The following is a 25,157-nucleotide window of genomic DNA, read 5'->3' on the forward strand; positions in this document are numbered from 1 at the left end:
CTGCCAGAAACTACTCCCACTTCAGAGGAAACTCCATCACCAGAAATTACACCCACTCCAGAAGTAACCCCACTGCCAGAAACTACTCCCACTTCAGAGGAAATTCCATCACCAGAAATTACACCCATTCCAGAAGTAACCCCACTGCCAGAAACTACTCCCACTTCAGAGGAAACTCCATCACCAGAAATTACACCCACTCCAGAAGTAACCCCACTGCCAGAAACTACTCCCACTTCAGAGGAAATTCCATCACCAGAAATTACACCCATTCCAGAAGTAACCCCACTGCCAGAAACTACTCCCACTTCAGAGGAAACTCCATCACCAGACACTACTCCCTCCACCGCAGAAGAAGTAATTTTACAGCAAGAAGGAACACTGAGTGATGGTGACTTAGTGCTACCATCCGATGAAAGTATTTATGATGAACATACTTTTGAAGGTACAGAAGGCCAGGTAGTAACTGTAACCTTAGACAGTCCTGATTTTGATACTTACTTAGCAGTCTTTAGTCCTACTGGTGAACTACTTGGAGAACATGATGATGTTAATCAGAAAAATACAAACTCTGAACTAACAATTACCTTACCTGTTACAGGTAAATACCGTGTAATAGTTAATTCTTACGATAAAACAGGTAGGGGTGAGTATAATTTGCAAGTAATTAAATCAGGAGAAACATCAGATTTATAACCATGAAAAAAGTTAACTAGCTATTAGCTAAAACCCCAATATTTAAGAGGATGTTTGAAAAGTATGAATTTTGATTTAGATCCCCCATAGTCCCCCTTTTCAAGCTATGCTTTATCAACATCTTTCTTAACATAAAACTTGACAAAAAATAGAAGTTATGTGTAAGTCTGACGTCGGCTTTTTGCGAAGAAAAGTGTTTAATTCAATACACTATGAGTGAGGAATGTAGACAAGATTCTTATACCAATTCCCATGCATTAATGCTATACTTGAGTGACACTTCAGTTATCAAGTAATTAACACAGGTCAAATAAATTATTACCTAATTATTAGTCAGTTAATGTTCATTATTCTTCTGTTTACTTCTCCCCCCACATCCCACACTCCCCACACCTCCCCACCTAATCAAATATAGCAAGGTTTTTGAGAAATGGTATTACTCCCCACTCTTCCCCACACTCCTACAAGGGTTTCAGGAGTTCCTTATCAGGGATAGCTTTTCAAGGGGGAAAATACAATAGAAATTCCTCCTGAATAAGGGGGAGGAACTGGGTAAATATGACTTATCAAACAACCTCTAAGTTTTCTACGACGAGCAAAATTTGATTAGTAGTAAGGGTATGATGTAGGATTAAAACCTCATCATACCCCTTGAAATATGAAAACTAATATTAAGTTCTCTACTCTGACCAAGAAATAAGGTTTCAAGTATCCCCTGTCAAGGGGATAAAAAGGAAGTTTCTGATTTTCTTACCTCCTAAATTTAAGTGTAATGCCGTCATAAATCAAATGACCGCTATTTTAATTGTTAATAGCTAATACCATTTGGAAAAAAGAGACTACCAAATAATAGAAATCAAACTAGATTTTTCTAGCGCAAACCTAGCCAAGAAAACAAATCTTGATGAGTAAATAATTCCAATAATAATAAAATAACAAACCCTACCATAGCAAACCTGCCATTGATTCGTTCTGCATAAGTATTCCAACCAAAAGCTGGTTCAGCTAGCTTGGCAGTTGTAACTTTTTTTGTAGGTTCTGATGTAGATGAAGAAGTAGAATTTTCTGACATAATTATTTATAGACTTTTTTGATATTATACTACTTCTCAAATAGATAAAATAACTAAGTTTTCAATTTTAGGAACTTAACTGGAAATAGGCAATAAGCAATAGAAAAAATACTCTAGGTGATTAAAATGAGAACCACTACAAAATTAATTTATAGCAGTTTTAACTTAGGTAGACCATAGTAGGGACGTTTCATATTTCTGAAAACCGCTATGATATCTATTTAATTACCATTGGTAACTCATTTAAGGATCTAATTTTGAAGTAAAAACTTGCCCTCAAATTGAATTTGATCGTATTTCTGAGTCCTAACTCCTAACTCCTAACTTCTATTAAAAAAAACTTGAAAAGATACAAAAGAGTTTATATCTAATTTTAGATATAAAAGTTATTGCTTTACATCACTAGATTTATTGTCCAAGCTTTTTACTGATTCAATTAGCGATCGCACAGTTTGAGTTCCCTCAGAAGGTTCAAAAGTCAAAGGAAACTTCCCCTTGGCCAACATCCTTAATCCCAAAGGCCCCAAACTAAATAACCCTTGAATATCTCGAAAATAGTTACCAACTACTTGAATACCAAATTTTCGTTCATCAATCCAACCCCCATCCTTAACCAAATCAATTAATACTTTTCGGTGGCGAATAGAACGACTAGCTTGTTGGTCTTTACGAGTGAGAACTTCTTGTTTAATTTTACCTATTTGATCCATAGGTGAAACTTCCATCGGGCAGACAGAATTACAATAATAACAACGGGTACAACCCCAAACTCCAGCAGTATCAAGATTATATTTTTCTAATCTTTTCTCTGTTTGGTCGTCCCGCGAATCAGCTACCATTCTGTAAGCTTTAGCTAAGGAGTGAGGTCCAACAAAATCTGGATTAACTTCATGAGCATTACATTCAGAATAACAAGCCCCACAGAGAATACAATTACCTGTTTGATTTAGTTTATCCCGTTCAGCAGGAGTCTGTAAAAATTCTTTTTCTGGAATCTTTCGTGCTTCTGTACTTACATAAGGTTCAACTGCTTCTAGATTTTGCCAAAAGCTGCTCATATCTACTACTAAATCTTTAATTACTGGCATATTTCCCATAGGAGAAATAGTTATTTCTGGAATAGGTTTGGTAGTAGTATTAGTGCCAGAATTATGATAATTATTAGTAGCTATTTTTTCTATTCTAGCTAACTCATTTCCAATATTTTCTTTGCAAGCTAAAGCTGAACGACCGTTGATTCGCATTCCACAACTACCACAAATAGTATTGCGGCAGTTTTTCCGAAAAGCTAAAGTTCCATCTTGCTCCCACTTAATTCTATTCAGGCATTCTAAAATTGTATTACCTGGTTCAACTTCTAGGGTGTAAGTTTGAACTTTGGGTTGAGTATTTTGATTCTGCCGAACAATATTAAAATTAACTTTCATAGGTAATAATTTGAGAGATATTTTCTATTAGTTTATTCAGATTATTTTACTATAATAATTCGGATTAGCTGTTAATTTTTTTGTTTTTTCTATTGTTTACCGAAATATCAAGGTATAAAGCCTCTCACTCGCCGTGGAGAAACAAAAAAAATTTCCTTTTATTCAATCCAATCCGTTTTAGGGAGAGGTAATTATCAATTATCAATTATCAATTATTGAATTGCCTTCATATTGTCAAGAATTAATTTATCAAAAACAAAACCAATATGTATGTATTAGCTAGGCTGTAGCATCAATAGAGTATCAAAATTAAATCCCCCACTTATTTTTTTATTGAGATTCCCTTCTCTTTTTGTAGTTATAGCTTCTAATTTTAATGCCAATGTTGGCTAATTTTATAATCATTTTTATTAAAACTATAAAATCAACAGTTAAGATTTACAAATTCTGATTTATTAGTATTTGATAATTATAGCAGTTTTCATTAATATAGAGTACAGAGATTTGGGGTTAAAGGAAAAAGGCTTTATTTATCTAGGAGAGAAGGAAGAAATTTTGTAGTCATGAAGTGAAAACCGCTATAATTTAGGTTTAAAAATCAATGTCCGATAACTATGATAAATGCTTAGGGGTCAGGATTAATGACTTATAAAGGTATTTTTTATAAATTTTAGGGAAACTATAGCAATCAGGAATCAGATGTGAGAATTGAAGTATTCCTTAAAGCTATAGAATATAGCAGTTATCTGATAATAATAGATACATTTTTTCCTTCTTCTCTGTTCCCAGTTAAGCCTTAAAACTTCCCTGAAAATATCCAATAGCTCACAACTTAAACCATATTACCGAAATAATTAATAATTAAACAATTAAATAATTAGATCATTCACGCCTTGAAGCCTCCCCTTTCAAGGGGAAAAAAATAAATCTTTTCCTTATTCGTCAATCCTCTTCCTAAAAGGGAGAGGTAATTATCAATTATCAATTATCAATTAATGAATATAGATATTATTTAACAAAGAGATTAATTAATGAATCTTAATTTATCCGAATGACTCACTTCGATACCTAAAATCCACAATGGTAACATTATGAATATTTTAGCAGACTATCAGTTGGAAATTTATTTTAGATTTAATTATATCTAGTTTACCTGAACATCAAAGAAAAATTAATAATTGTTTTGGAGAACCTAGTAACTTAGTGATCAATCTAGTGCTATAGACAGGGACAGCTAACAGCTTTATGATTTTTTTCTGGATTTTATCTTTATATGCAAAGATTAGGAAAAATCGATCAAGAAACAATCTAATAAAATTATTCCGATCTAGAACTCCTTTGCGTAGTTGTGAAAAAAAATATTGGAACTAAGAAACAACGAACAGGGATCATAATATCAGAGTTTTGATATAATTCCTAGATTTTTGACAAATGATTTAGCATTACTACCAAATTAAAAACAATAATTTACAATAGTAAAATAAAGTCAATAAAGCAATTAAATATTCTACTAGCTAAACTAAATAATTAGAGTCAAACATAATGAGTGACGATATTATACCTCAATTGCCAAAAGCTCCTTTATCTCGTCGTGCAGCAGCATTTAGTATAGATGCTGGAGTGATTTGGTTTCTCAGCGCCATAATCAGCAATAATTGGTTCACCTTTATTTTATTTTTTGTAATACTTTGGATAGCTATACGAGTCCTAATGGTCTACAAAAACCAAGGTCAGAGTATAGGACACTTTGCTCTAGATATGAAAGTCTTAGATACTAGATACCAAAGAACTCCTGGTATCCTAGAATTATCAAAGCGAGAAGGCATTTTAGCATTAGCCGGGTCATTGGCCATGCTAGGCATGAGTAACTTGACATCAGGAAATGCTGCCGTGTTACTACTAATAATGCCCTTATTCTTAGACTTTACAGTAGCTTTGGTAGATATTGAAAGGTATCAACAAGCTTTCCATGACAGAATATCCCAAACTATAGTAGTGGGAACTATGCGTGGCTACTCCCTAGATATTAAGCTCAGGTGGTTACTTGACGAAGCCAAGCGTTATATGAGAAAATAATAATTTGTGTTTAACATTAATGGAAAGTGAAAGATGGCTAAAGGAGTAAGAATTATTATTACACTAGAGTGTACAGAGTGTAGAACTAATTCTGATAAACGTTCACAAGGTGTTTCTAGGTACACAAGCACTAAAAACCGTAGGAATACAACAGCAAGATTAGAATTGAAGAAATTCTGTACTCACTGTAATAAACATACGGTTCACAAAGAAATTAAGTAAAAATTCAGTGAGTATTAAACACAGTAAAGTTCTAAAACGTAAACAAAAATAACTAACAAATAATTAGCTATGGCAAATTACTATCGGAAAAGAGTATCACCAATTAAACCAGGAGAACCTATCGACTACAAAGACGTCGAATTACTGAAAAAATATGTGACAGAAAGAGGAAAAATTCTGCCAAGAAGAATTACAGGTTTAACATCCAAACAGCAAAGAGATTTGACAAAAAGCATAAAAAGAGCCAGATTAGTGGCATTGTTACCTTACGTTAATAAAGAGAGCTGAAGCTAGGAGTATGTGAAATTTGAGATGTTGGGAAAATTAGAAACCCAACATGATTGATAAAAAAATCTATCATTCTATTGACAGTTTAATGGACAGGAAATAGACGGTAAATTAATAAGCTACTTAGCATAAATTTAGGGTATGATGACTTGAGAGAAAGTAGCGGTAGTACCCACCTATAGAAGTAAGTCAATTCAAAACTCTGAGTTAACCTGTGAAAAGGTAAAACATGAATTGGGCGTCATCGTGATTAAAAGTGTTTTTAATACAAAATGGCGGTGGGTATCATCTATGCTGTATGTGGAAGCTTAGAGATTTGTCAGCCCTTGAAATAGAAAGCTACCGCTATAACGCAAGTCAATTAACGGTGGGTAAACGTTAGATTGAAAAAATCTTCAAGAGAATTACAGAAAAAAACACAACCCAGACAAAACTAAAGAAAACTTACACGATTATAGATAAAATAAAGTGGAGAAGGGAAAACTAATAGAATTTAGACTGCACGGAGAACGGCGACTAGCTGTGGCAGAACGTCCTGACGGTAAAAAAAACTGGGTCGTGGTAGAAGCAAATGGTAAATCTAATAGTATACCCCCAAAGCAAATAACTTATGAAGTAGCAGGAGAAAATTACAAATCATCAGAAATTCCCCAATTTATTCAGGAAGTAGAAACCTATCTAGACCCTTCCAGTCTAGAAATAGCATGGGAACTCCTAGTAGAAGAAGCAGAAACAGTAAATCCAGCAGAAATGGCACTATTGCTATTTTCAGAACAAACAGCAAGCCAATGTTACGCAGCCCATATACTATTATCAGACGATAAACTCTACTTTAAGCAAAAAGGCGATCGCTACGAACCCCGCCCCGTAGCCCAAGTAGCAGAAATCAAACATCAACAAGAAGTCCAAAAGCAACGAAAACAAGAACTAGAAAACTTTTTACTTCGAGTCCATAACCGACTAGCAGGAGAAGAAGTAAACTGGGAACAAAGTGATTATAATCGCCTAGACTCTATAGAAAAATTTGCCACTCACGGAGAAGAAACCTCCCATCGGAACCAGGCAATGGAGACCTTGGCTATCTTAGAACTACCAGAAAATTCAGAAGCAGCATTTAAACTATTAGTGGATCTAGGTATATGGAGCGAGCATGAAAATCTATATCTGCGACGTAGCCAGATCCCAACACATTTTTCTACCAAGGTACTAGAAGTGGCCAAAAGCTGCCTGCAATCCCTCCCACCAGATCCAGACACAAACCGTTTGGACTTAACTCATCTAAAAGTTTATACAATTGATGATGAAAGTACGCGAGAAATAGACGATGGCCTGAGTATAGAATTTTTAGAAGATGCTCAACAACGGGTATGGGTTCATATAGCTGACCCTACTCGTTTACTTACTCCTGGTGATGAGTTAGACCTAGAGGCTAGACGCAGAACAACTACCTTATATTTACCTACTGGTATGGTTCCGATGTTTCCGTCAGAGTTGGCAACAGGTCCAATGAGTCTAATTCAAGGGCAAGTTTGCAGCGCTCTGAGTTTTGGCATTCTTTTAGATGAAACTGGGGCAGTTATAAATTACACAATTCATGCCAGTTTAATCAAGCCAACCTATAGGCTTACTTATGATGATGTGGATGAAATGCTACAGTTAGGGATTAAGCCAGAACCAGAAATTCATGCTCTGAATGATTGGGCTAAACAAAGATTTAAGTGGCGACAGTCACAAGGCTCAATTAGTATTTATATGCCAGAGTCGGTAATTAAAGTGAAAAATGAAGGTGAAGAAATTACGGTAGAGGTTTTGGATGATTCACCATCAAGACAGCTAGTTGCAGAGATGATGATTATGGCAGGGGAAGTAGGGGCAAAATATGGTCAAGAACATAATCTTCCTCTACCTTACCGTAGTCAGCCTCAACCGGAACTCCCACCAGAGGCAGAACTAATGTTATTGCCTGCGGGACCAGTTCGTTCAACTGCTATGCGTCGATGTATGCCTAAAAGTGAAATGGGTACTATACCTGCTCGTCATGCAAGTTTGGCTTTAGAAACTTACGTTCAGGTTACTTCTCCAATTCGTCGTTATAGTGACTTATTAGCCCACTTTCAAATTAAAGCTCATTTGCGAGGAGACCCGTTACCTTTTACTCCAGACCAGATGCAAGAAATGGTGATGAGTTTAGTTCCAGCAGTGAAAGAAGCTTCTAGTGTGGAAAGGTTTACTAACCGTTATTGGGGTTTGGAATATTTACGACGTAATTCTGATGAAGTTTGGCAAGCTTTGATAATTCGGTGGTTGAAAGAGGAAATTAATTTAGGGTTGGTTTTATTGGAGGAGTTGGGGTTAGAGTTGGCGATGCGGTTTGGTCGGTCGGTTGAAGTGGGCGATCGCCTAGAGGTAAAGGTTGCCTATGCTGACCCTCGTAAGGATGAGATTGTATTTCAAGAAATAATTTCGAGCGTGGCAGAATCAACAAAAGAGGGAGTAGGTAGTAGGGAGTAGGGAAGTGTCATTTCAGTTATTAGTTATAGTTAGCCTCCTATGGTCGTAACTGCTATATTGGTGCTTCAGGAAATGAATAAACTATTGCTCTATACACATGGGGTCGGAAATTTTTACTACTCACCTCCTCTAGTGGGGTGCTTTCAGAAATTTTCACTACCTATCTCCTCAGCCTGAATAGTGCTTGAGAAAATGAAATTACTATTGCTCTATAAGTAATAGAAGAGAAAATTTGACAATTCATCTACATCCGGCGTGTACTTCAGGAAATGAAATTACTATTGCTCTATAAGTAATAGAAGAGAAAATTCCACTACCCATCTACATCTGGCGTGAGCTTCAGGAAATGAAATTATTCTGAGTGTGTAAGTAATAGAAGAGAAAATTTGACAATTCATCTACATCTGGCGTGTGCTTCAGGAAATGAAATTACTATTGCTCTATACGCAATAGAAGAGAAAATTCCACTATCCACCTCCATCTGGCGTGCGCTTCAGGAAATGAAATTATTCTGACTCTATCTATAAAGAAATTTCACTACCCATCTCCTCAGGCAGAGTGCTTGAGAAAATGAAATTACTATTGCTCTATACGCAATAGAAGAAAAATTCCCACTATCCATCTACATCCGGCGTGCGCTTCAGGAAATGAAATTATTCTGAGTTTGTAAGTAATAGAAGAGAAAATTCCACTACCCATCTACATTCGGCGTGTGCTTGAGAAAATGAAATTATTCTGAGTTTGTAAGTAATAGAAGAGAAAATTCCACTACCCATCTACATTCGGCGTGTGCTTGAGAAAATGAAATTACTATTGCTCTATAGGCAATAGAAGAAAAATTCCCACTATCCATCTACATCCGGCGTGTGCTTGAGAAAATGAAATTACTATTGCTCTATAGGCAATAGAAGAAAAATTCCCACTATCCATCTACATCCGGCGTGCGCTTCATAAAATGAAATTACTATTGCTCTATACGCAATAGAAGAAAAATTTTACTATTCATTAATTGAGATTTAAAGCATTCATAGCAGCCTTAATTAAATGAAAAAAACGAGGTTGAGAAACATCGACTTCTTTAGCATTATCCCGACTTTTTCCTAACAAACCAAATTTTTTTCCCTGTTGAATTGCCAAGACTTCACCACGAGAATTTCTAATTCTTAATTCCTGTAAATCTCCGATTTGATAAAGACTGCAAATATAGGCTCTATCGCTATAAGAAAATTCTACTTTTCGAGGTTGGATAGATGAGTCTTGCTGAGGAGAAACTTCTCTAGGTAAACGTAAACCAACTAACTCTAATTCAATATTAGTTTGATAATTCCAAGTATTTTCCCGTAACTGATAAGCAACATCAACCAATTGAGGTAAAGGAAAATAATCACCCCAACGCCAAGCGATCGCCCGAATTTCTTTTTCTCCTTTCACTAAAGTTAATTTAATATGACCTTTACCAACAATTCTTTGTTGAGAAACTCGTACATTCCGAGTGTAAAAAATAGGAGATTTATTTTCAATTCCACAGGGATGAAGTAAATCTATTTGCCGAAACAAATCAAAATTAAGTTCTGGAAATTCTGCCTCAGCATCAATAGAAACCAACGGTTTTAAATGATGAATTTCCAAACATTGATGAGCAAATTCACTCAAACGGGAACGAAATTTATCTAAATTTTCTCCAGGCAAAGAAAAACCAGCCGCTGCTTTATGACCACCATATTTTCCTAATAGTTCATCACAAAATTGTAGCGCCTCAAAAACATGAAATTCAGGAATACCACGAGCAGAACCCCGAATTGTGGAACCTAACATCATCCCTGCATCCGTGGAAAAATCTGTGTCTTGCTCTTGCTCTTCCTCATAACTCCCAATAAAAACAGGTACTCCATAACGTTCCACCAACCGGGAAGCAACAATACCAATAACCCCATGATGCCATCCTGGTTGTACCACCACCAATACCCTTTCTTGGTGTAAATTTATCCTACTATCCTCACACCAAGCGATCGCCTGTTCCTCAATTTCTGCACACAACTCCTGCCGTGTTTGATTAATTTCTTGACACTGTTTCGCCCTAGTTTCCGCCACTTCTTTATCATCCGTCGTTAAAAGTTCAATCACAATTTGTGGATCGGCAATACGTCCGACTGCATTAATACGCGGACCGAGACGGAAGCCAATATCATCAGGTTTCAGCGATTTTTGACTATTCGTTTGTTTCGAGTTTTCTTGCTCTTTTGCTTTAACATCAGATACTTGAATTAAAGCTTTTACTCCAGCTAACTGAGAGCGGGGTAAAAATTGTAACCCTCTTTTCACCCAGCGACGGTTAACTCCAGTTAAAGGTGCTAAGTCAGCAATAGTGCCAAGTGTAAATAACTCTAACAGAGGCTTAATTAAACCTTCCATTTTTCCCAGACGTTTCGCTAAAGATACTGCCAAAATATAAGCAACCCCCACACCTGCAACACCACGATAAGGAGAATTTTGTGAAATTAATTTAGGGTTGAGAATAGCATTAGCAGGAGGTAGATTAGGTGGAATATCGTGATGGTCAGTAATAATAACATTTACACCTAATTCTCTAGCTTTAGCAATAGGTTCGTAAGCAGCAATACCATTATCCACAGTCAGAATGAGACTAACTCCTTCTTGATGAAACTCTTCAACAATACGTTGGTTAATACCATAACCTTCCTGCATCCGACTAGGAATAGCATAGTCAACTTTTGCTCCCAGATGTTTAAGACTGCGCAATAATAAAGCAGTGCTAGTCATACCATCCGCATCATAGTCGCCACAGATAGAAATTTTTTGGTTTTGGGAAATTGTAGTTTCTAATAAATTTAAACTGATATCTAAGTCGGGAAATTCTTGTATTGGAGAAGGTAATTTTATTAAGTCAGGATTTAAAAATGCTTCTGCTTTTTCTATAGTAGAAATGTCACGGTTAATTAGTGTTTGAGCTATTAAAGGTAATATTTTTAAACTTGTAGCTAATTGTTGGGTTTTTTCTACTTTTTGTGGATATATTAGCCATCTTTGGTTAGGTAATTTTTGCTGTTTGGTTTGGGAACGAGATTTATTTTCCACAGTATTTTTAATTTAAAAGTTAATAATTTAGCAGTTTATAATTAATTCTTTGTATCAGAATAACAGATAATTTTTGATAGAGGAGGAAAAAATGCTGAAAAGTTTAAGAATATAGAAATTTTTAGGAGTAATATTGCTCCGCAACGTTTACGCGGTCGCTTTAATTGGGATAACCACCCCTCATCATCATATTTTAGCCCAAACTACTACAGAAAATTATGCTGCTGTTAGTGAGGATAATATTATTAATAATGACTCTAAAAATCAAAATGCTTCTGTTTATTTTAATCGGGGTAAAGCTTTAGAAGATTTACAAAAAGCTGCTGAATTATTTGAGCAAGAAGATAAAATTTCTGAGTCTAAAAGAGTCAAAGAAGTGATTGATCAAATTGAAAGGGATGTTCAATAATGGATAATGGATAATTAACTCTGGTTAAAACCGAGAGGATTGAATATAAAGAAATATTATTTCTGTTTTTTCCCTTGAAAGGGGAGGCTAATAAAGCTGAATTATTTAATTAACAATTAATAATTATTAATTATTCGGTAAAATTAAATCAATTTAACTAGCAATTAGCTTTCAGATAACAAAAAGCTGATGGCTGACTGCTACTTAAAACCAAATATTGCCAAAGTAAATCAGGGTCAGAACGTAATGTCTCAATTTTTCCATGCCATCGAATTTTTCCTCCATCTAAAACATAAACTCGGTCAGCTAATTCTAGAGCAAAAGCAATATTTTGTCCTGTAATTAACATTGTTTTTCCCAGACTTTTTAAACGCTTAATTACTGTTTGAATTCTTTGTACTAAAACTGGTGCTAATCCTTCTGTTGGTTCATCCATTAATAATAGTTGGGGATTACCGATTAAAGTTCTGGCTACAGCTAACATTTGTTGTTGCCCACCGGAAATATTTCGTGCTAGTTGAAATTGTAGATTATTTAATTCAGGAAAATCTGTATAAGCTTGAGCCAAACTATAAGTATTAGTACCATCTTTTTTCGATGCTACTTCTAAATTTTCTGCCACTGTTAAATCAGAAAATACTCGTCTACCTTCCGGAACTAATCCTAATCCTAAATTAACTATTTTCCAACTAGATAAACCAAGCAATTCCAGATTATTAAATAAAATACTTCCTTGTTTTGGCGGATTAATTCCCATTAGACTTAATAAAAGAGTCGTTTTTCCTACTCCATGTCTACCAACTAATACCACGACTTCTTCTGGATAAATTTCTAAATTTATTCCTTGCAGGATGTGACTATCTCCATAATAACTGTGGAGATTGGTAATAGTTAAAATAGGAGGATTTTGATTAGACATTTGATTATAAGTAGACTGACGCAGTACAAGGTATTTTCGTCATTGCGACCAGCAGGGTTTGCGAAGCAGTCCGGAACGGATAGCAATTTCAAATCCGCGTAAGTCCTGTATAAGTAGAGCGACATAATTAAATTTTATAGCCTACGCAAATAGGGCACGGACTGACATTGCTTCGGCTAAATTAATGGTTTCTCCTAGAGGTTAACTTATTTAATTACCGCCTCGCAATGACAGTATTAAATTCTACTTTCTGTAGCAACGGGGGAATATTCACGCAGATACTTTAGTATAATATCAAATCTGAATAATTACTATACCCCAGATAAGGGGGAGTTTTCAATATTGTTCAAGGGCTGTTTAATACCGATTTCATAAAATGTTACTACAGTTAAAATTTACCCAATTATTAATAATTAATAATTAATAATTAAATAATTCTGGTTTAAAGCCTCCCCTTTTAAGGGAAAAAAAAGAAATGATATTTCCTGATCTTCAATCCTCTCGGTTTTAACCAGAGGTAATTATAAATTATCCATTATCAATTATCAATTAATGAAACCCCTAAATAAGCGCGACGCACATCAGGATTATTTTTAATTTCTTCAGAATTACCAACAGCTAAAATACTCCCTTGATGCAAAACAATAATTGATTCTGCCAGATTAAAAACCACTTCCATATCATGCTCAGTGAGTAGAAAAGTACAACCAATTTCTTGCTGTAAATAACGAATTAATTCCACAATTCGATGAGTTTCTGGGCGACTCATTCCAGCAGTAGGTTCATCTAATAAAATTAACAGAGGTTTCACCGCAAAAACAATAGCAATTTCTACCAAAGAGCGATCGCCATGACTTAGATGTTGCACTGGAGTTGTTGCTAAATTTTCAATTCCGACTAAACTCATTACTTCAGACACAGTTTGATGCACAGAAATATCACTCTCTAAATTCTGCCAGAAATTAAATTGTTTATTTCCACGAGCAATAACTGCTGCCCGAATATTTTCTTGTACAGTCAATGAAGGAAATACACTGGTTATCTGAAAACTACGCCCAATACCTGCTTTAACAATTTTGTGCGGAGGCAAACCGACTAATTCTTTACCATTAAGTTTGACACTACCAGAAGTCGGTTGCAACTCCCCACTAATAAGATGATACAGAGTCGTTTTACCTGCACCATTAGGCCCGATAACAGCAGTAATAGTTTGAGCCGGCAAATTGAAACTGACATTATTCACAGCACGAATACTGCTAAAGTCTTTGAATAAGTTTGTAACTTCAAGCATTATTTTAATCTAGCTTTGAGCAGATAAAAACTACAACAGCAAATTCCAGAAATTATCATGCCAGGAAGTCTATTTAATAGTAGTTTTTCTAAAGTATTGTCATTTTTGTTGAGCAAATTTCAACCTCTAAACTATGACAATTGTTTAAATAGTGAAGAAATTAAAAAATTTTACCCAAAGCAATATTTCAGATGCTAAACTGTCAATAGTCTATCGTAATAATCTTAAAAATGACTCATTTAATTCAAATGAACTGTGCTTGTGAATCATGCTCTTGCATTGTTTGTCCCCTAGTTGCAGTAACAGTCGTCTCAATGCTATTTTTTGCCCTCAAAAAGGTTCTCAGTCCAATAAATAGTCAACCATCAATAAATGATGGCTATGCTAATGAGAGTGTCAATCAGTACAACTCTATTTACAACTAATTTAACTACAGAATTAAGCCTGTGACAGATTAGATATTTTGTTGATTTTTGTCTAACTTTTAGCCAGCAAAAGTTTCTGATATAGATCAAAAAAATACTACTCCTGTAACTTTGACAAAACTGTAGGAGTTCTATAGATTAACAACTTGCTACATATTATCGCTTCATAACTTTCAGGGTGAACTTCTACTTATAAGAAAAATTATTATTAACCTCTTATTTCAATTTTTTCTCTAATTTTTCAATTCTTGGTAAAACCTACCTTTCTTTCTCAACAAATACTAAAGGTACTTTCTAAAAAAGAAGGATATTATACACCATATTGTACTATTATAATCTTCTATACAATTTATACTTAAAAGTTCTAAAAATTTATCAACAACTTTATTGGGTTTTCTATAGCACATTATCAAGTCAAACTAAAAAACTTTCACACCATTAAGCTCAAAATATCTTGATATTTCCTGTTATTTTGTTCATCAGCTATTGAATTAGAACCAAATGCGGTCGATCCTTACAATAATCGAGGAATTATTTGGCGGAAGTTGGGAGATTATTCAAGAGCAATTGCTGATTATTCTCAAGTGATTTACTTGAGACCTAATGATGCTCAAGCCTATTTTAATCGGGGTATTGCGAAATTAGAATTAGGAGATAAAGAAGGAGCAATTGTTGATTATAATCAAGTAATTTAACTTAAACAAAATTATGCAGAAGCTTATTTAAATTGAGGTAATATTTGGCAAAAATTGGGAAATTATCAACAAGCAATTGCAGATTTTTCTCAGGCAATTAAATTAAATAATAAATTAGCAGATGCTTATAATAATCGGGGTAATTCCCGCCGTTTGTTGGGAGATAATCAGGGAGCAATTATTCACTATAATCTAGCGTTGCAAATTAAACCAAATTTGCCAGATACTTACAATAATCGGGGTAATACTTATAGTGCTTTAGGGAATTATTCAGAGGTTATATCTAATTATAATCAAGCTTTAGAACTTAATCCCGATTTATTTTTAACTGATAATAATCGAGGTGCTGTTTATGTAGACTTAGGAAATTTTGAGGCAGCTTTAGCATACTTTAGTAGAGCCATTGAATTACAGCCTAATTTTGCTAATGATCCATGAAAATCGTGGAATTATCTATCAGCAATTAGGTAATTTGAATAAAGCTTTAGAAGATTTACAAAAAGCTGCTGAATTATTTGAGCAAGAAGATAAAAATTCTGAGTCGAAAAGACTCAAAGAAGTAATTGATAAAATTCAGCGGGATAGTGAAATTAAATCAATTTAATTTCCTAATTCTTGGAGGAAAGCAATGTTGTAGGTTGGGTTGAGGAACCGAAACCTAACTTAAAGCTATTTATACCATGAAGATTTCCCCTACTTTTAATTAGGAACCCAAGGTCTGACTATTTGTTTACCTTGTTTTTCTATTGCTGCTAATTCTAAGTTTAATTGTAAAATTTTTTCCAAAATATTGTCATTCTTATTAAATTTATAAGTTTGCATTACTAACTCATCTAATTGAGCATGAAGTTTAAATAGTTGGCTAGTAGGTTCGGTAAAAAATTGATTATAAAGTTGAGTTATTCCCCCCAAAAAAGGAGGGTTGCCAATAATAGCATTAGCTTCCGGCCATTTAGTAAATAAAGCATCTTGACAAACAATATTTTTATCCAAAGTATCCAAAGGTAAAGCAGCTTCAGTTAACCCAAATTTATCAATAGCAACTTTCCGGGCAATCATTAAAGTTACTCTCGCCAATTCCACAGCAAATTGATTAGTATCTATTCCATAAAATTGTATTGGAGTAACAAAACTAATCTCCATTTGTTGCCTTTCTGAACGGCGACGACTAGCAATTTTTTCCAATAACAACTGTTCAATTCTTTTCAACTCCTGATAAGCAATATAAAGAAAATTCCCCGAACCACAAGCAGGGTCTAAAACTCGATAACCTTGTAATTCAAGCTGCAATTTATTCAACTCTTTAATAGTAGTTGCTGCCTCAATTTTTTCCTCCCAAAATTTACTAATAGTCGGTCTGACAATTTTCATTATGTCAACTTCAGAAGTGAAATGAATTCCATAACTATGACGCTTTTCCTTATCAGTTGCTGCTTCAAATATATTGCCAAAAATTGCCGGGCGAATTTGACTCCAATTTTGCCTACCACAAGCCTCTAAAATCTTCAATTCTGATTCTGTTAACTCTATCGGAGGAAAGACAGAAAATAAACCACCATTAAAATAATCTACTCCCTCATAACGTCCAGTCGGTGTAATTCCAGGCTGATTCATTTCTCTAAATAATCCACCCAGAATGTCATAAGAGTTACCACCTTTTAAGCATTCTTGAACACAAGAAATAAACAGATTTTCCGGTAACATTCCTCTATCAGCAGCGAACATTGCTAAAACACATTGCAATACAAATCTCTGAGCGTCAAACTGATTAAATAATTGTTGTTTTTTACCTCTTTCTTGAAGCTCTTGAAAAAGCTGCCCCATCCGTTTTGCTGCTGTTTCTGTTACCTCGACTTGGTTATTTCTAAATACTGGTTGCCTGTTAGCTATTTCCATGAAAGTAAAAGCACCAGCACGTTCAGGTATTTTTGTCAATGGAATGCGGTCTACTGGAGTATCTAATTGAGTGTTGAAGTCAAAAATCCAAAATTCGTTAAAGTTGCAAAGTATGACATATTTGGGGCGGTCTGGAATTAAACGTATCCAATAATCAAATGCTTGGAAATAGTATTTATTTAAGTCTTCGCCACGTTTTTTCATTTCTATTAATACCCGTGGTTTCCAGACTAAATCCGCAAAACCTGTATTGCCTTTTTTACTACCTTTTTTAACTCTTTGTTCGTAAGTTGCTCCTGCTTCTATTGCTCCCTTGTGTCCGAATGCTTGAAAAAAGCGATCTAAAAATATTTGTGCTTCTCCTTTTTCGTCTCCAGTGATGTGTTGTTGACAGAAAATGACAAAATTGTGGAGGTTTTCGGTAGAAGTTGACATGATAATTATTCCTCTAGTTTATTACCGAAAAATAAAGGTTTAAAGCCTGTCCTTTCAAGGAGAAACAAAAAAAATTTTCCTTTTATTCAATCCTCTTCCTTTTAAGGAGAGGTAATATCAAATCCGCTTAATTCGGTATAAAAAAATTTTCATCTTCAGCTAGGCAACTAAAATGCGTGAGGGGTTTTTCTATGATTTTAGTAATGATAGTAGTTACGAATGTTTGACTGATGATCGTCTGACTCAATGGCATCTAGCTTAAGTAATACTCTGGAGGAATTTGCCAGAAAGTACAAGGGTTTCTGTTGTCGCTACAGGTCTAAGAAAAAGTCCCCTAGAAAATGGCACTGGGGAAGGAGATTTCTAGAGGAAGTTTTTCTTGAGTCTGGGGGGAAGAGGCGATCGCTAACTAAACCTCAGTCTCCTTCCTTCCGAGTTATCGGAAAATTCGGAACTGACAAGGGTGGTGAGTCAATTTCTCAGGGCAAATAGACCTAACGTTGTTGAGTTGAAATAATTTTGACAGTAGTAGCGCATCAAGCTTAAAATGGTGTATTAGCTTCATAGGCAAGAAGTCATCATCATTTCTTCCAAATCAATCACTACCAATCTAGAATCAATAAGAATCAATCAAATAGTCATTAAAAGTAATAGTTATAGCTGTCCTGTCTTGCCTGATCGCCCCGGAAACTAACGCAAGGGACTTTAGGGACAATTCCTCTAATTCCTCTAAGTTCCTTTGCATTCGTCCTTTTGAAGGATTCTTATCCTGTCCTTTTTGTTGGTTATTTGCTTCGCTCTTTTTTGACTTGTTCATTTTTTCTCCTATTTATTTTCTGTCCATGGGATTTGTTTTGCCAATCTCGCTTCAATTTAACAAACACTTCCCTAATTTTTCACCTTTTTTATCCTTTACCTTGAGTCATCTTTATTTTTGTCTCATCCTTAAGTTCAACGACTATATAGCGCTACGCGCTAGGGAACAGGGAACAGGGAACAGGGAACAGGGAACAGCAAGCTGTTAAAGCTTTTTAGGATTTATAAATGTCCTAATCTTTGCTTCGACTGCTATATATAACAGACCACTAAAAACTAACAACTAAAAAACTGATAACTGATAAAAAAACCCCCTACTAAAAGCAGGAGGTTTAATTTAATCTAACCTACTAAACTAGAGTTCAGCTAATCTCTACAAATTAACCAAACTTACCAGCAGTCGAGGCTATCAAGAACGCGGCATAAGTCAGAACATAACCCACCGTAAAGTGAGCTAAACCAACAACACGAGCTTGAACAATAGAAAGAGCAACAGGCTTATCCTTCCAACGAACCAAGTTAGCTAGAGGAGTACGCTCATGCGCCCAAACAATTGTTTCAATCAACTCTTGCCAGTAACCACGCCAAGAGATGAGGAACATGAAACCAGTTGCCCAAACTAGGTGTCCGAATAAGAACATCCAAGCCCAAACAGACAAGTTGTTAGTTCCATAAGGGTTATAACCATTAATTAACTGGGAAGAATTCAACCACAGATAATCACGGAACCAACCCATTAAATGAGTAGAAGATTGATTAAACTGAGCTAAGTTACCTTGCCATGCAGATAGGTTCTTCCAATGCCAGTAGAATGTTAGCCAACCAATGGTGTTTAACATCCAGAACATAGCTAGGTAGAAAGAGTCCCAAGCAGAGATATCGCAAGTACCACCACGACCAGGGCCATCGCAAGGGAATGCGTAACCGAAGTCTTTCTTGTCTGGCATTAACTTAGAACCACGAGCATCCAACGCACCTTTAACCAAAATCAAAGTAGTTGTATGCAGACCTAAAGCGATCGCATGGTGAACCAAGAAATCTCCAGGTCCAATAGTTAAGAACAGAGAGTTAGTACCACTATTGATAGCTTCTAACCAATTTGGTAACCATACAGCACTAGAAGTGGAAGCAAGACTATCAGAGTTAGACAACAGCACATCCATGCCGTATAAAGCCTTCCCGGAAGCAGCTTGAACGAACTGAGCAAATACTGGCTCAATCAAGATTTGCTTTTCAGGAGTACCAAAAGCAACCACTACATCATTGTGGACATAAAGACCTAGAGTGTGGAAACCTAAGAATAAAGAAACCCAGCTCAAGTGAGAGATGATAGCTTCCTTATGGTTTAATACACGATCCAATACGTTGCCTTTATTTTGCTCTGCATCATAATCCCGTACTAGGAAAATTGCACCGTGAGCAAAAGCACCTACCATAATAAAACCAGCAATATACTGGTGGTGGGTGTAAAGTGCAGCCATTGTAGTGTAATCCCTTGCCATGAAAGCATAAGGAGGCAAAGCATACATATGCTGTGCAACCAAGGAAGTAATTACACCCAAGGAAGCTAGAGCTAAAGCTAACTGGAAGTGTAGAGAGTTGTTTAGAGTCTCATACAACCCTTGGTGAGGCAAGTTAAACTGACCTTGGCTTTTGCCACCAACCAAACCAGCTTTGGAATCAAGCATTTCTTTAATGCTGTGACCAATACCAAAGTTAGTCCGGTACATATGACCAGCAACGATGAAGATAACAGCGATCGCCAAGTGGTGATGAGCCATATCAGTCAACCACAGGGACTCAGTTTGAGGATGGAAACCACCCAAGAAAGTCAAAATTGCAGTTCCCGCACCTTCAGAAGTACCAAACACATGGTTAACAGTGTCAGGATTTTGAGCATAAACGCCCCAATTTCCTGTAAAGAACGGGCCTAAACCTGCTGGGTGAGGCATAGTTGTTAGGAAGTTATCCCAACCAACGTGCTGTCCGCGAGATTCAGGAATAGCAACGTGAACCAAGTGACCAGTCCAAGCCAAGGAACTAACACCGAACAGACCTGCTAAATGGTGATTTAAGCGGGACTCAGCATTTTTGAACCAAGCGAGACTAGGACGGAACTTGGGCTGGAGGTGTAACCAACCAGCGAACAGCATGATGGATGCCAAAACCAGGAGGAAGATAGAACCCTGGTATAAGTCTCCATTTGTTCTCATGCCGATGGTATACCACCAGTGGTAAATACCAGAATATGCTATATTTACTGGGTTAGAGGCACCTGCTTGAGTGAAAGCATCAACTGCAGGTTGACCGAATTGAGGGTCCCAAATCGCGTGGGCGATCGGACGTACATTTAGAGGATCTTTAATCCACTGTTCAAAGTTTCCTTGCCAGGCGACGTGGAACAGATTACCAGAAGTCCATAAGAAAATGATTGCCAGATGACCGAAGTGAGAAGCAAAAATCTTTTGGTAAAGATTTTCTTCTGTCATGCCATCGTGAGTCTCAAAGTCATGAGCTGTAGCAATCCCGTACCAGATCCGCCTGGTGGTTGGATCTTGTGCCAAGTCTTGGCTGAATTTTGGGAATTTTGTGGCCATAAATCTTTGATCTAAGTCTCGCGTGTCTTTGAGAATTTAGTGAGAATTTAGATTGAAATAGGGGATTGAGGATGAATCAACCCCCAAGTAAGAATGTTAAAACGTTATTGGATTCTTATCCTACTGAAATTATTCTACACAGGAAGAATGCCCAGGTTGTAGCAATTCCACCTAGGAGATAGTGAGCTACCCCCACTGCCCGACCTTGGATGATGCTTAAAGCACGAGGCTGAATTGCTGGAGCAACCTTTAACTTATTATGAGCCCAAACAATAGACTCAATCAACTCTTGCCAGTAGCCACGACCACTGAACAAGAACATTAAGCTAAATGCCCAGATAAAGTGTGCCCCTAAGAACAACAAACCATAGGCAGACAGAGCTGAACCGTATGATGTAATTACATTTGAAGCTTGCGCCCAAAGGAAATCACGCAACCAACCATTAATGGTTATTGCACTTTGTGCAAAGTTACCGTAGGTAATGTGAGATACTGAACCGTCTGCGGCTACTGTTCCCCAAACGTCTGACTGCATCTTCCAGCTAAAGTGGAAAATCACAATTGACAGAGAATTATACATCCAGAACAGACCTAAGAACACATGGTCCCAACCGGAAACTTGACAAGTACCACCACGACCAGGACCGTCGCAAGGGAACCGGAAGCCTAGTTCACTCTTATCTGGAATTAGACGAGAGCTACGAGCATACAGTACACCTTTGAGAAGAATCAGAGCTGTAACGTGGATAGTAAAGGCATGAATATGGTGAACCATAAAGTCCGCCGTACCCAATGTCATTGGCATCATTGCTACTTTGCCACCTACTGCTAATACATCGCCACCAAAAATTGGGCTAACAGATGATAAAGCATTAGGAGCAGTATTGCCAGGAGCCATCATGTGGATATTTTGTACCCACTGAGCAAAGACTGGCTGCAATTGAATACCAGTATCAGAGAACATATCTTGGGGACGACCCAAAGCTCTCATTGTATCGTTGTGGACGTATAAACCGAAGCTATGGAAGCCCAAGAATATACATACCCAGTTCAAGTGGGAGATAATTGCATCCCGGTGACGAATGACTCGATCCAACACGTTGTTAACATTTTTCGCTGGATCATAATCCCGCACCATGAAAATAGCACCATGAGCTCCAGCTCCCACAATCAGGAATCCGCCAATCCACATATGGTGTGTGAACAGAGATAACTGAGTTGGGTAGTCAGTAGCAATATAGGGATATGGTGGCATTGCATACATATGATGCGCCACAATGATGCTCAGGGAACCCATCATCGCTAAGTTAATTGCTAACTGAGCGTGCCAGGAAGTTGTTAGAGCTTCATAGAGACCTTTATGACCTTCACCACCAATTAGAAGTGGATCTTTGTGAGCCTCTAAGATTTCTTTCATGCTATGACCAATGCCCCAGTTTGTCCGGTACATATGGCCAGCAACGATGAATAATACCGCTAGTGCTAAGTGATGGTGAGCTGTATCAGATAACCATAAGCCACCTGTTACAGGATTTAAACCACCCTTAAAGGTTAAGAAGTCAGCGTACTCTCCCCAATTCAATGTAAAGAATGGAGTTAAACCTTTAGCAAAACTAGGGTACAACTCTGCCATCAAGCTTTTATTAAAGAGAAACTCATGGGGAAGAGGAATATCCGCTGGTGCTACCCCAGAATCTAATAACTTATTAATAGGCAGAGATACATGAATCTGGTGACCTGCCCAAGACAAGCAGCCTAGACCCAATAACCCAGATAAGTGGTGGTTCATCATTGATTCCACATTCTGGAACCATTCCAACTTAGGAGCGCTCTTGTGATAATGGAACCAACCAGCAAACAACATCAGGGCAGCCATTACTAAACCACCGATCGCTGTGCAGTATAGTTGGAACTCATTGGTTATGCCAGAAGCACGCCATAGTTGAAATAATCCAGAGGTAATTTGGATTCCGTGGAAACCACCACCAACATCACCATTTAAAATTCCTTGGCCTACGATAGGCCAGACTACTTGAGCACTTGGTTTAATTCCTGTGGGGTCTGTTAACCAAGCTTCATAGTTGGAAAATTTAGCGCCATGAAAATATGCGCCACTCAACCAGATAAAGATTACGGCCAGGTGGCCAAAGTGCGCGCTGAAGATTTTGCGCGATACGTCTTCTAAATCACTAGTATGACTATCAAAGTCGTGAGCGTCAGCGTGGAGGTTCCAAATCCAGGTAGTGGTTTTTGGTCCTTTTGCTAAAGACCGTTCAAAGTGACCAGGCTTGCCCCACTTTTCAAATGAAGTAGGTACTGGGTCCTTGTCTACGGTTACTTTTACTTTTGCCTCGCGCTCTGGAGGACTTATGGTCATGAAGACTCTCCTCTCCCAAAGACAATTAACTAAATTATTTATGTTGTAGATACTGATAAAAGTTGTAAAGAATTATCAACATCTTTTGCAACTTTACAGGTTTTAACTGCTTTATTGCTGGAGTGCAACATCACACTCTTTGTTCATGCCAAAACTATATAGTATTTTGGCGCAAATATCACAAATACATAGATTGGATTTTACCGATTCGATGTAAGTGCGAACTTCTTTAGGTGATTATAGACTTGCTTAAGAAGTTTAAGTTGTATGTTTACAATTATTAAAATTTCTTGATGAAGGATTAATAAAGTACGATCTATTTTCACAGTAAAGAAAAAAAGTCAAGACATACAACCGAAAATTTTACAAAACTCAACGTTAACTAATCTTTACATTCGACTATGGTCAATATGGACATTTACACATTTTGCCAAGCTCCTACAATGTTCTGTCTAGATGGTTGATTAATTATCTACAGTTGGGACTAATTTACAGTTCCCCAGTCAATGAAGAATAGATAAGCTGAAACCCTTTATTTTTGGTTGAAGTGCCTAATTTTAAATTTGTCAACTTCAAGTTATACATATATATATAGATAACTATCAACGATAAATACTGATAAACTTTGGTTTGTCAGACTACACTTGCCAGTAACACACGGCATAGTAAGAGGCTTGGCGTTAAGCTAATTCATAGAAAAACTTTAATGTTAACTCTAAATTTATAGGAGTATCGTCAGTGTTTGGCATAAATTTGCAAGCAACATATCTCACAAAAATCATCACATTCCTAATTACAGTAGTTTTAATATCTGGTTTAGTCAGTTGTAGCGATCGCTTTTCTGAATTATCTCAAATTCGTCCTCAAAAATCTCAAACCATATTTAAAACTAAAATATCTGAAGTTTCCCCCCCAGAAATAATTCAAAAATTACGTCAAGCAATAGACATATATCAACCCCAAATCACAATACAAAACCCACAACCAGATCAAATATTTGAACACAATGATATTACTCTGGAACTCCAGGTGCAAGACTTAAATATAGGTAAGTCTGATCTAGACTTAGGATCTTATATAGAAGTAACCTTAGACGATAAACATTACACAAAAATCTATGATCTGAATGAACCTCTTGTCTTATCAGATTTAGAACCGGGTACTCATACCCTAAGAGTTTTTGCTTGTAGTCCGTGGGATGAAAGTTTTAAGAACGAAGGTGCTTATGCTCAAACTACATTTCATATCTTCACCAAAACCGCAAATAATAATCCTGCTCCAGATTTACCATTATTAACTTATAATAGTCCGGTAGGTAGCTATGGAGAGGAACCCATCATGCTTGACTACTATCTCACCAATGCACCATTGCACTCGGTAGCGCAAGCAGATCCTGAAGATGAAATAGATGATTGGCGTATTCGTGTTACTGTTAATGGAACCAGTTTCATCACCGATGAATGGCAATCAATATATTTACAAGGATTCCATCCAGGAAAAAATTGGATACAGTTAGAATATATTGATGAATTGGGTAATCCAATTAATAATGTTTATAACAATACTGTTCACCTGATTAACTACGAACCAGGTGAGGAAAATGCTCTCAGTAAAATAATTCGAGGAGAAATTTCACTAAAAGAAGCATTTAGTATAATTGACTCGGAATACATCTACGAGGAACTGCAACCCGAAGTAACTCCAGAACCAGAAGTAGAACCAGTTCCTGTGAGTGAACCAATAACTGAGGAATTAGAAGAACAGGAAACTTTTGTTGAACCTGAAACTGAAACTGAAACTGAACCAGAACCAATAACTGAGGAATTAGAGGTAGAGGAAATTTTTGTTGCACCTGAAACAGAAGTAGAATCAGTTCCTGTAACTGAACCGATAACTGAGGAATTAGAAG

18 protein-coding genes and 1 pseudogene are annotated in these 25,157 nt (G+C 36.5%); 10 read left to right on the plus strand and 9 right to left on the minus strand.

The features are described from left to right. Positions 1–696 (plus strand): pre-peptidase C-terminal domain-containing protein (locus tag ACP6PK_RS02510; protein ID WP_426557474.1); only part of this gene is annotated, 696 nt, incomplete at its 5' end. 871 nt (positions 697–1,567) lie between these two features. Here the strand turns inward: ACP6PK_RS02510 and ACP6PK_RS02515 are convergent. Next, positions 1,568–1,768, minus strand: a complete 201-nt coding sequence (locus ACP6PK_RS02515) for a chlorophyll a/b-binding protein (RefSeq protein ID WP_426557476.1) — start codon at positions 1,766–1,768, stop codon at positions 1,568–1,570. Between the two features lie 386 nt (positions 1,769–2,154). Then, positions 2,155–3,195, minus strand: coding sequence for a succinate dehydrogenase/fumarate reductase iron-sulfur subunit (locus ACP6PK_RS02520; RefSeq protein WP_426557478.1), 1,041 nt, complete (start codon positions 3,193–3,195; stop codon positions 2,155–2,157). 1,542 nt (positions 3,196–4,737) lie between these two features. Between ACP6PK_RS02520 and ACP6PK_RS02525 the strand changes: the two genes are divergently transcribed. The 4 genes from ACP6PK_RS02525 to ACP6PK_RS02540 all read left to right on the plus strand — a co-directional run bounded on the left by ACP6PK_RS02525 (position 4,738) and on the right by ACP6PK_RS02540 (position 8,292). After that, positions 4,738–5,271 (plus strand): RDD family protein, encoded by a 534-nt coding sequence (locus tag ACP6PK_RS02525; RefSeq protein WP_094672224.1) that lies wholly within the window; start codon positions 4,738–4,740, stop codon positions 5,269–5,271. 33 nt (positions 5,272–5,304) lie between these two features. Next, positions 5,305–5,493 carry a 50S ribosomal protein L33 gene (gene rpmG / locus ACP6PK_RS02530; protein WP_094672223.1) on the plus strand — a complete coding sequence of 63 codons (189 nt, stop codon included), beginning with the start codon at positions 5,305–5,307 and terminating at the stop codon, positions 5,491–5,493. A gap of 69 nt (positions 5,494–5,562) precedes the next feature. After that, positions 5,563–5,781 (plus strand): 30S ribosomal protein S18, encoded by a 219-nt coding sequence (gene rpsR, locus ACP6PK_RS02535; protein ID WP_094672222.1) that lies wholly within the window; start codon positions 5,563–5,565, stop codon positions 5,779–5,781. Between the two features lie 468 nt (positions 5,782–6,249). Then, positions 6,250–8,292, plus strand: coding sequence for a ribonuclease catalytic domain-containing protein (locus ACP6PK_RS02540; RefSeq protein WP_426557481.1), 2,043 nt, complete (start codon positions 6,250–6,252; stop codon positions 8,290–8,292). Between the two features lie 1,005 nt (positions 8,293–9,297). Here ACP6PK_RS02540 and recJ read toward each other — a convergent pair. Further along, on the minus strand, positions 9,298–11,388 hold the full coding sequence (gene recJ, locus ACP6PK_RS02545) for a single-stranded-DNA-specific exonuclease RecJ (RefSeq protein ID WP_426557483.1): 2,091 nt from the start codon (positions 11,386–11,388) through the stop codon (positions 9,298–9,300). A 133-nt stretch (positions 11,389–11,521) separates the two neighbouring features. Here recJ and ACP6PK_RS02550 point away from each other — a divergent pair, with 133 nt between their 5' ends. Next, on the plus strand, positions 11,522–11,797 hold the full coding sequence (locus ACP6PK_RS02550) for a hypothetical protein (RefSeq protein ID WP_426557485.1): 276 nt from the start codon (positions 11,522–11,524) through the stop codon (positions 11,795–11,797). A 157-nt stretch (positions 11,798–11,954) separates the two neighbouring features. Here ACP6PK_RS02550 and ACP6PK_RS02555 read toward each other — a convergent pair whose 3' ends face one another. Then, positions 11,955–12,716, minus strand: a complete 762-nt coding sequence (locus ACP6PK_RS02555) for an ABC transporter ATP-binding protein (protein ID WP_426557486.1) — start codon at positions 12,714–12,716, stop codon at positions 11,955–11,957. Between the two features lie 538 nt (positions 12,717–13,254). Further along, a complete protein-coding gene (locus ACP6PK_RS02560; protein WP_426557488.1) occupies positions 13,255–14,007 on the minus strand; it encodes an ABC transporter ATP-binding protein in 753 nt (250 codons plus the stop codon). Positions 14,008–14,917: 910 nt separating this feature from the next. Here ACP6PK_RS02560 and ACP6PK_RS02565 point away from each other — a divergent pair. Both ACP6PK_RS02565 and ACP6PK_RS02570 read left to right on the plus strand, forming a co-directional pair. Then, a pseudogene (locus ACP6PK_RS02565) lies at positions 14,918–15,565 on the plus strand (tetratricopeptide repeat protein). Next, positions 15,555–15,731: a tetratricopeptide repeat protein gene (locus ACP6PK_RS02570; protein ID WP_426557490.1), complete on the plus strand. Its 177-nt coding sequence runs from the start codon at positions 15,555–15,557 to the stop codon at positions 15,729–15,731. The pseudogene ACP6PK_RS02565 and the gene ACP6PK_RS02570 overlap by 11 nt, the downstream one beginning before the upstream one ends. A 95-nt stretch (positions 15,732–15,826) precedes the next feature. On the opposite strand, the gene ACP6PK_RS02575 is transcribed toward ACP6PK_RS02570, so the two are convergent. Next, positions 15,827–17,458 carry a DNA methyltransferase gene (locus ACP6PK_RS02575; RefSeq protein WP_426557493.1) on the minus strand — a complete coding sequence of 544 codons (1,632 nt, stop codon included), beginning with the start codon at positions 17,456–17,458 and terminating at the stop codon, positions 15,827–15,829. 246 nt (positions 17,459–17,704) lie between these two features. Between ACP6PK_RS02575 and ACP6PK_RS02580 the strand changes: the two genes are divergently transcribed. Next, a complete protein-coding gene (locus ACP6PK_RS02580) occupies positions 17,705–17,950 on the plus strand; it encodes a hypothetical protein (RefSeq protein ID WP_426557495.1) in 246 nt (81 codons plus the stop codon). A gap of 124 nt (positions 17,951–18,074) precedes the next feature. Here the strand turns inward: ACP6PK_RS02580 and ACP6PK_RS02585 are convergent, their stop codons facing one another. From ACP6PK_RS02585 to psaA, 3 genes are all read right to left on the minus strand, one after another. Beyond that, entirely contained in the window at positions 18,075–18,275 is a 201-nt protein-coding gene (locus ACP6PK_RS02585) for a hypothetical protein (protein ID WP_426557497.1), read from the minus strand. A 379-nt stretch (positions 18,276–18,654) separates the two neighbouring features. Then, positions 18,655–20,871, minus strand: a complete 2,217-nt coding sequence (gene psaB, locus ACP6PK_RS02590; RefSeq protein WP_426557499.1) for a photosystem I core protein PsaB — start codon at positions 20,869–20,871, stop codon at positions 18,655–18,657. 115 nt (positions 20,872–20,986) lie between these two features. Then, entirely contained in the window at positions 20,987–23,248 is a 2,262-nt protein-coding gene (gene psaA / locus ACP6PK_RS02595) for a photosystem I core protein PsaA (protein ID WP_426557501.1), read from the minus strand. A 738-nt stretch (positions 23,249–23,986) separates the two neighbouring features. Between psaA and ACP6PK_RS02600 the strand changes: the two genes are divergently transcribed. Continuing rightward, positions 23,987–25,157 (plus strand): hypothetical protein (locus ACP6PK_RS02600; protein WP_426557503.1); only part of this gene is annotated, 1,171 nt, incomplete at its 3' end.

It is taken from the genome of Dapis hubbardiae BLCC-M172 (assembly GCF_050016015.1).
Classification (GTDB): Bacteria; Cyanobacteriota; Cyanobacteriia; order Cyanobacteriales; family Microcoleaceae; genus Trichodesmium.

What these genes read in the sequence shown, in the direction of transcription:
- ACP6PK_RS02515 (WP_426557476.1), bottom strand. Translation starts at nt 1,768, where the DNA reads ATGTCAGAAAATTCTACTTCTTCATCTACATCAGAACCTACAAAAAAA.
- ACP6PK_RS02520 (WP_426557478.1), bottom strand. Translation starts at nt 3,195, where the DNA reads ATGAAAGTTAATTTTAATATTGTTCGGCAGAATCAAAATACTCAACCC.
- ACP6PK_RS02525 (WP_094672224.1), top strand. Translation starts at nt 4,738, where the DNA reads ATGAGTGACGATATTATACCTCAATTGCCAAAAGCTCCTTTATCTCGT.
- rpmG (WP_094672223.1), top strand. Translation starts at nt 5,305, where the DNA reads ATGGCTAAAGGAGTAAGAATTATTATTACACTAGAGTGTACAGAGTGT.
- rpsR (WP_094672222.1), top strand. Translation starts at nt 5,563, where the DNA reads ATGGCAAATTACTATCGGAAAAGAGTATCACCAATTAAACCAGGAGAA.
- ACP6PK_RS02555 (WP_426557486.1), bottom strand. Translation starts at nt 12,716, where the DNA reads ATGTCTAATCAAAATCCTCCTATTTTAACTATTACCAATCTCCACAGT.
- ACP6PK_RS02560 (WP_426557488.1), bottom strand. Translation starts at nt 14,007, where the DNA reads ATGCTTGAAGTTACAAACTTATTCAAAGACTTTAGCAGTATTCGTGCT.
- ACP6PK_RS02570 (WP_426557490.1), top strand. Translation starts at nt 15,555, where the DNA reads ATGATCCATGAAAATCGTGGAATTATCTATCAGCAATTAGGTAATTTG.
- ACP6PK_RS02575 (WP_426557493.1), bottom strand. Translation starts at nt 17,458, where the DNA reads ATGTCAACTTCTACCGAAAACCTCCACAATTTTGTCATTTTCTGTCAA.
- ACP6PK_RS02580 (WP_426557495.1), top strand. Translation starts at nt 17,705, where the DNA reads ATGGCATCTAGCTTAAGTAATACTCTGGAGGAATTTGCCAGAAAGTAC.
- ACP6PK_RS02585 (WP_426557497.1), bottom strand. Translation starts at nt 18,275, where the DNA reads ATGAACAAGTCAAAAAAGAGCGAAGCAAATAACCAACAAAAAGGACAG.
- psaB (WP_426557499.1), bottom strand. Translation starts at nt 20,871, where the DNA reads ATGGCCACAAAATTCCCAAAATTCAGCCAAGACTTGGCACAAGATCCA.
- psaA (WP_426557501.1), bottom strand. Translation starts at nt 23,248, where the DNA reads ATGACCATAAGTCCTCCAGAGCGCGAGGCAAAAGTAAAAGTAACCGTA.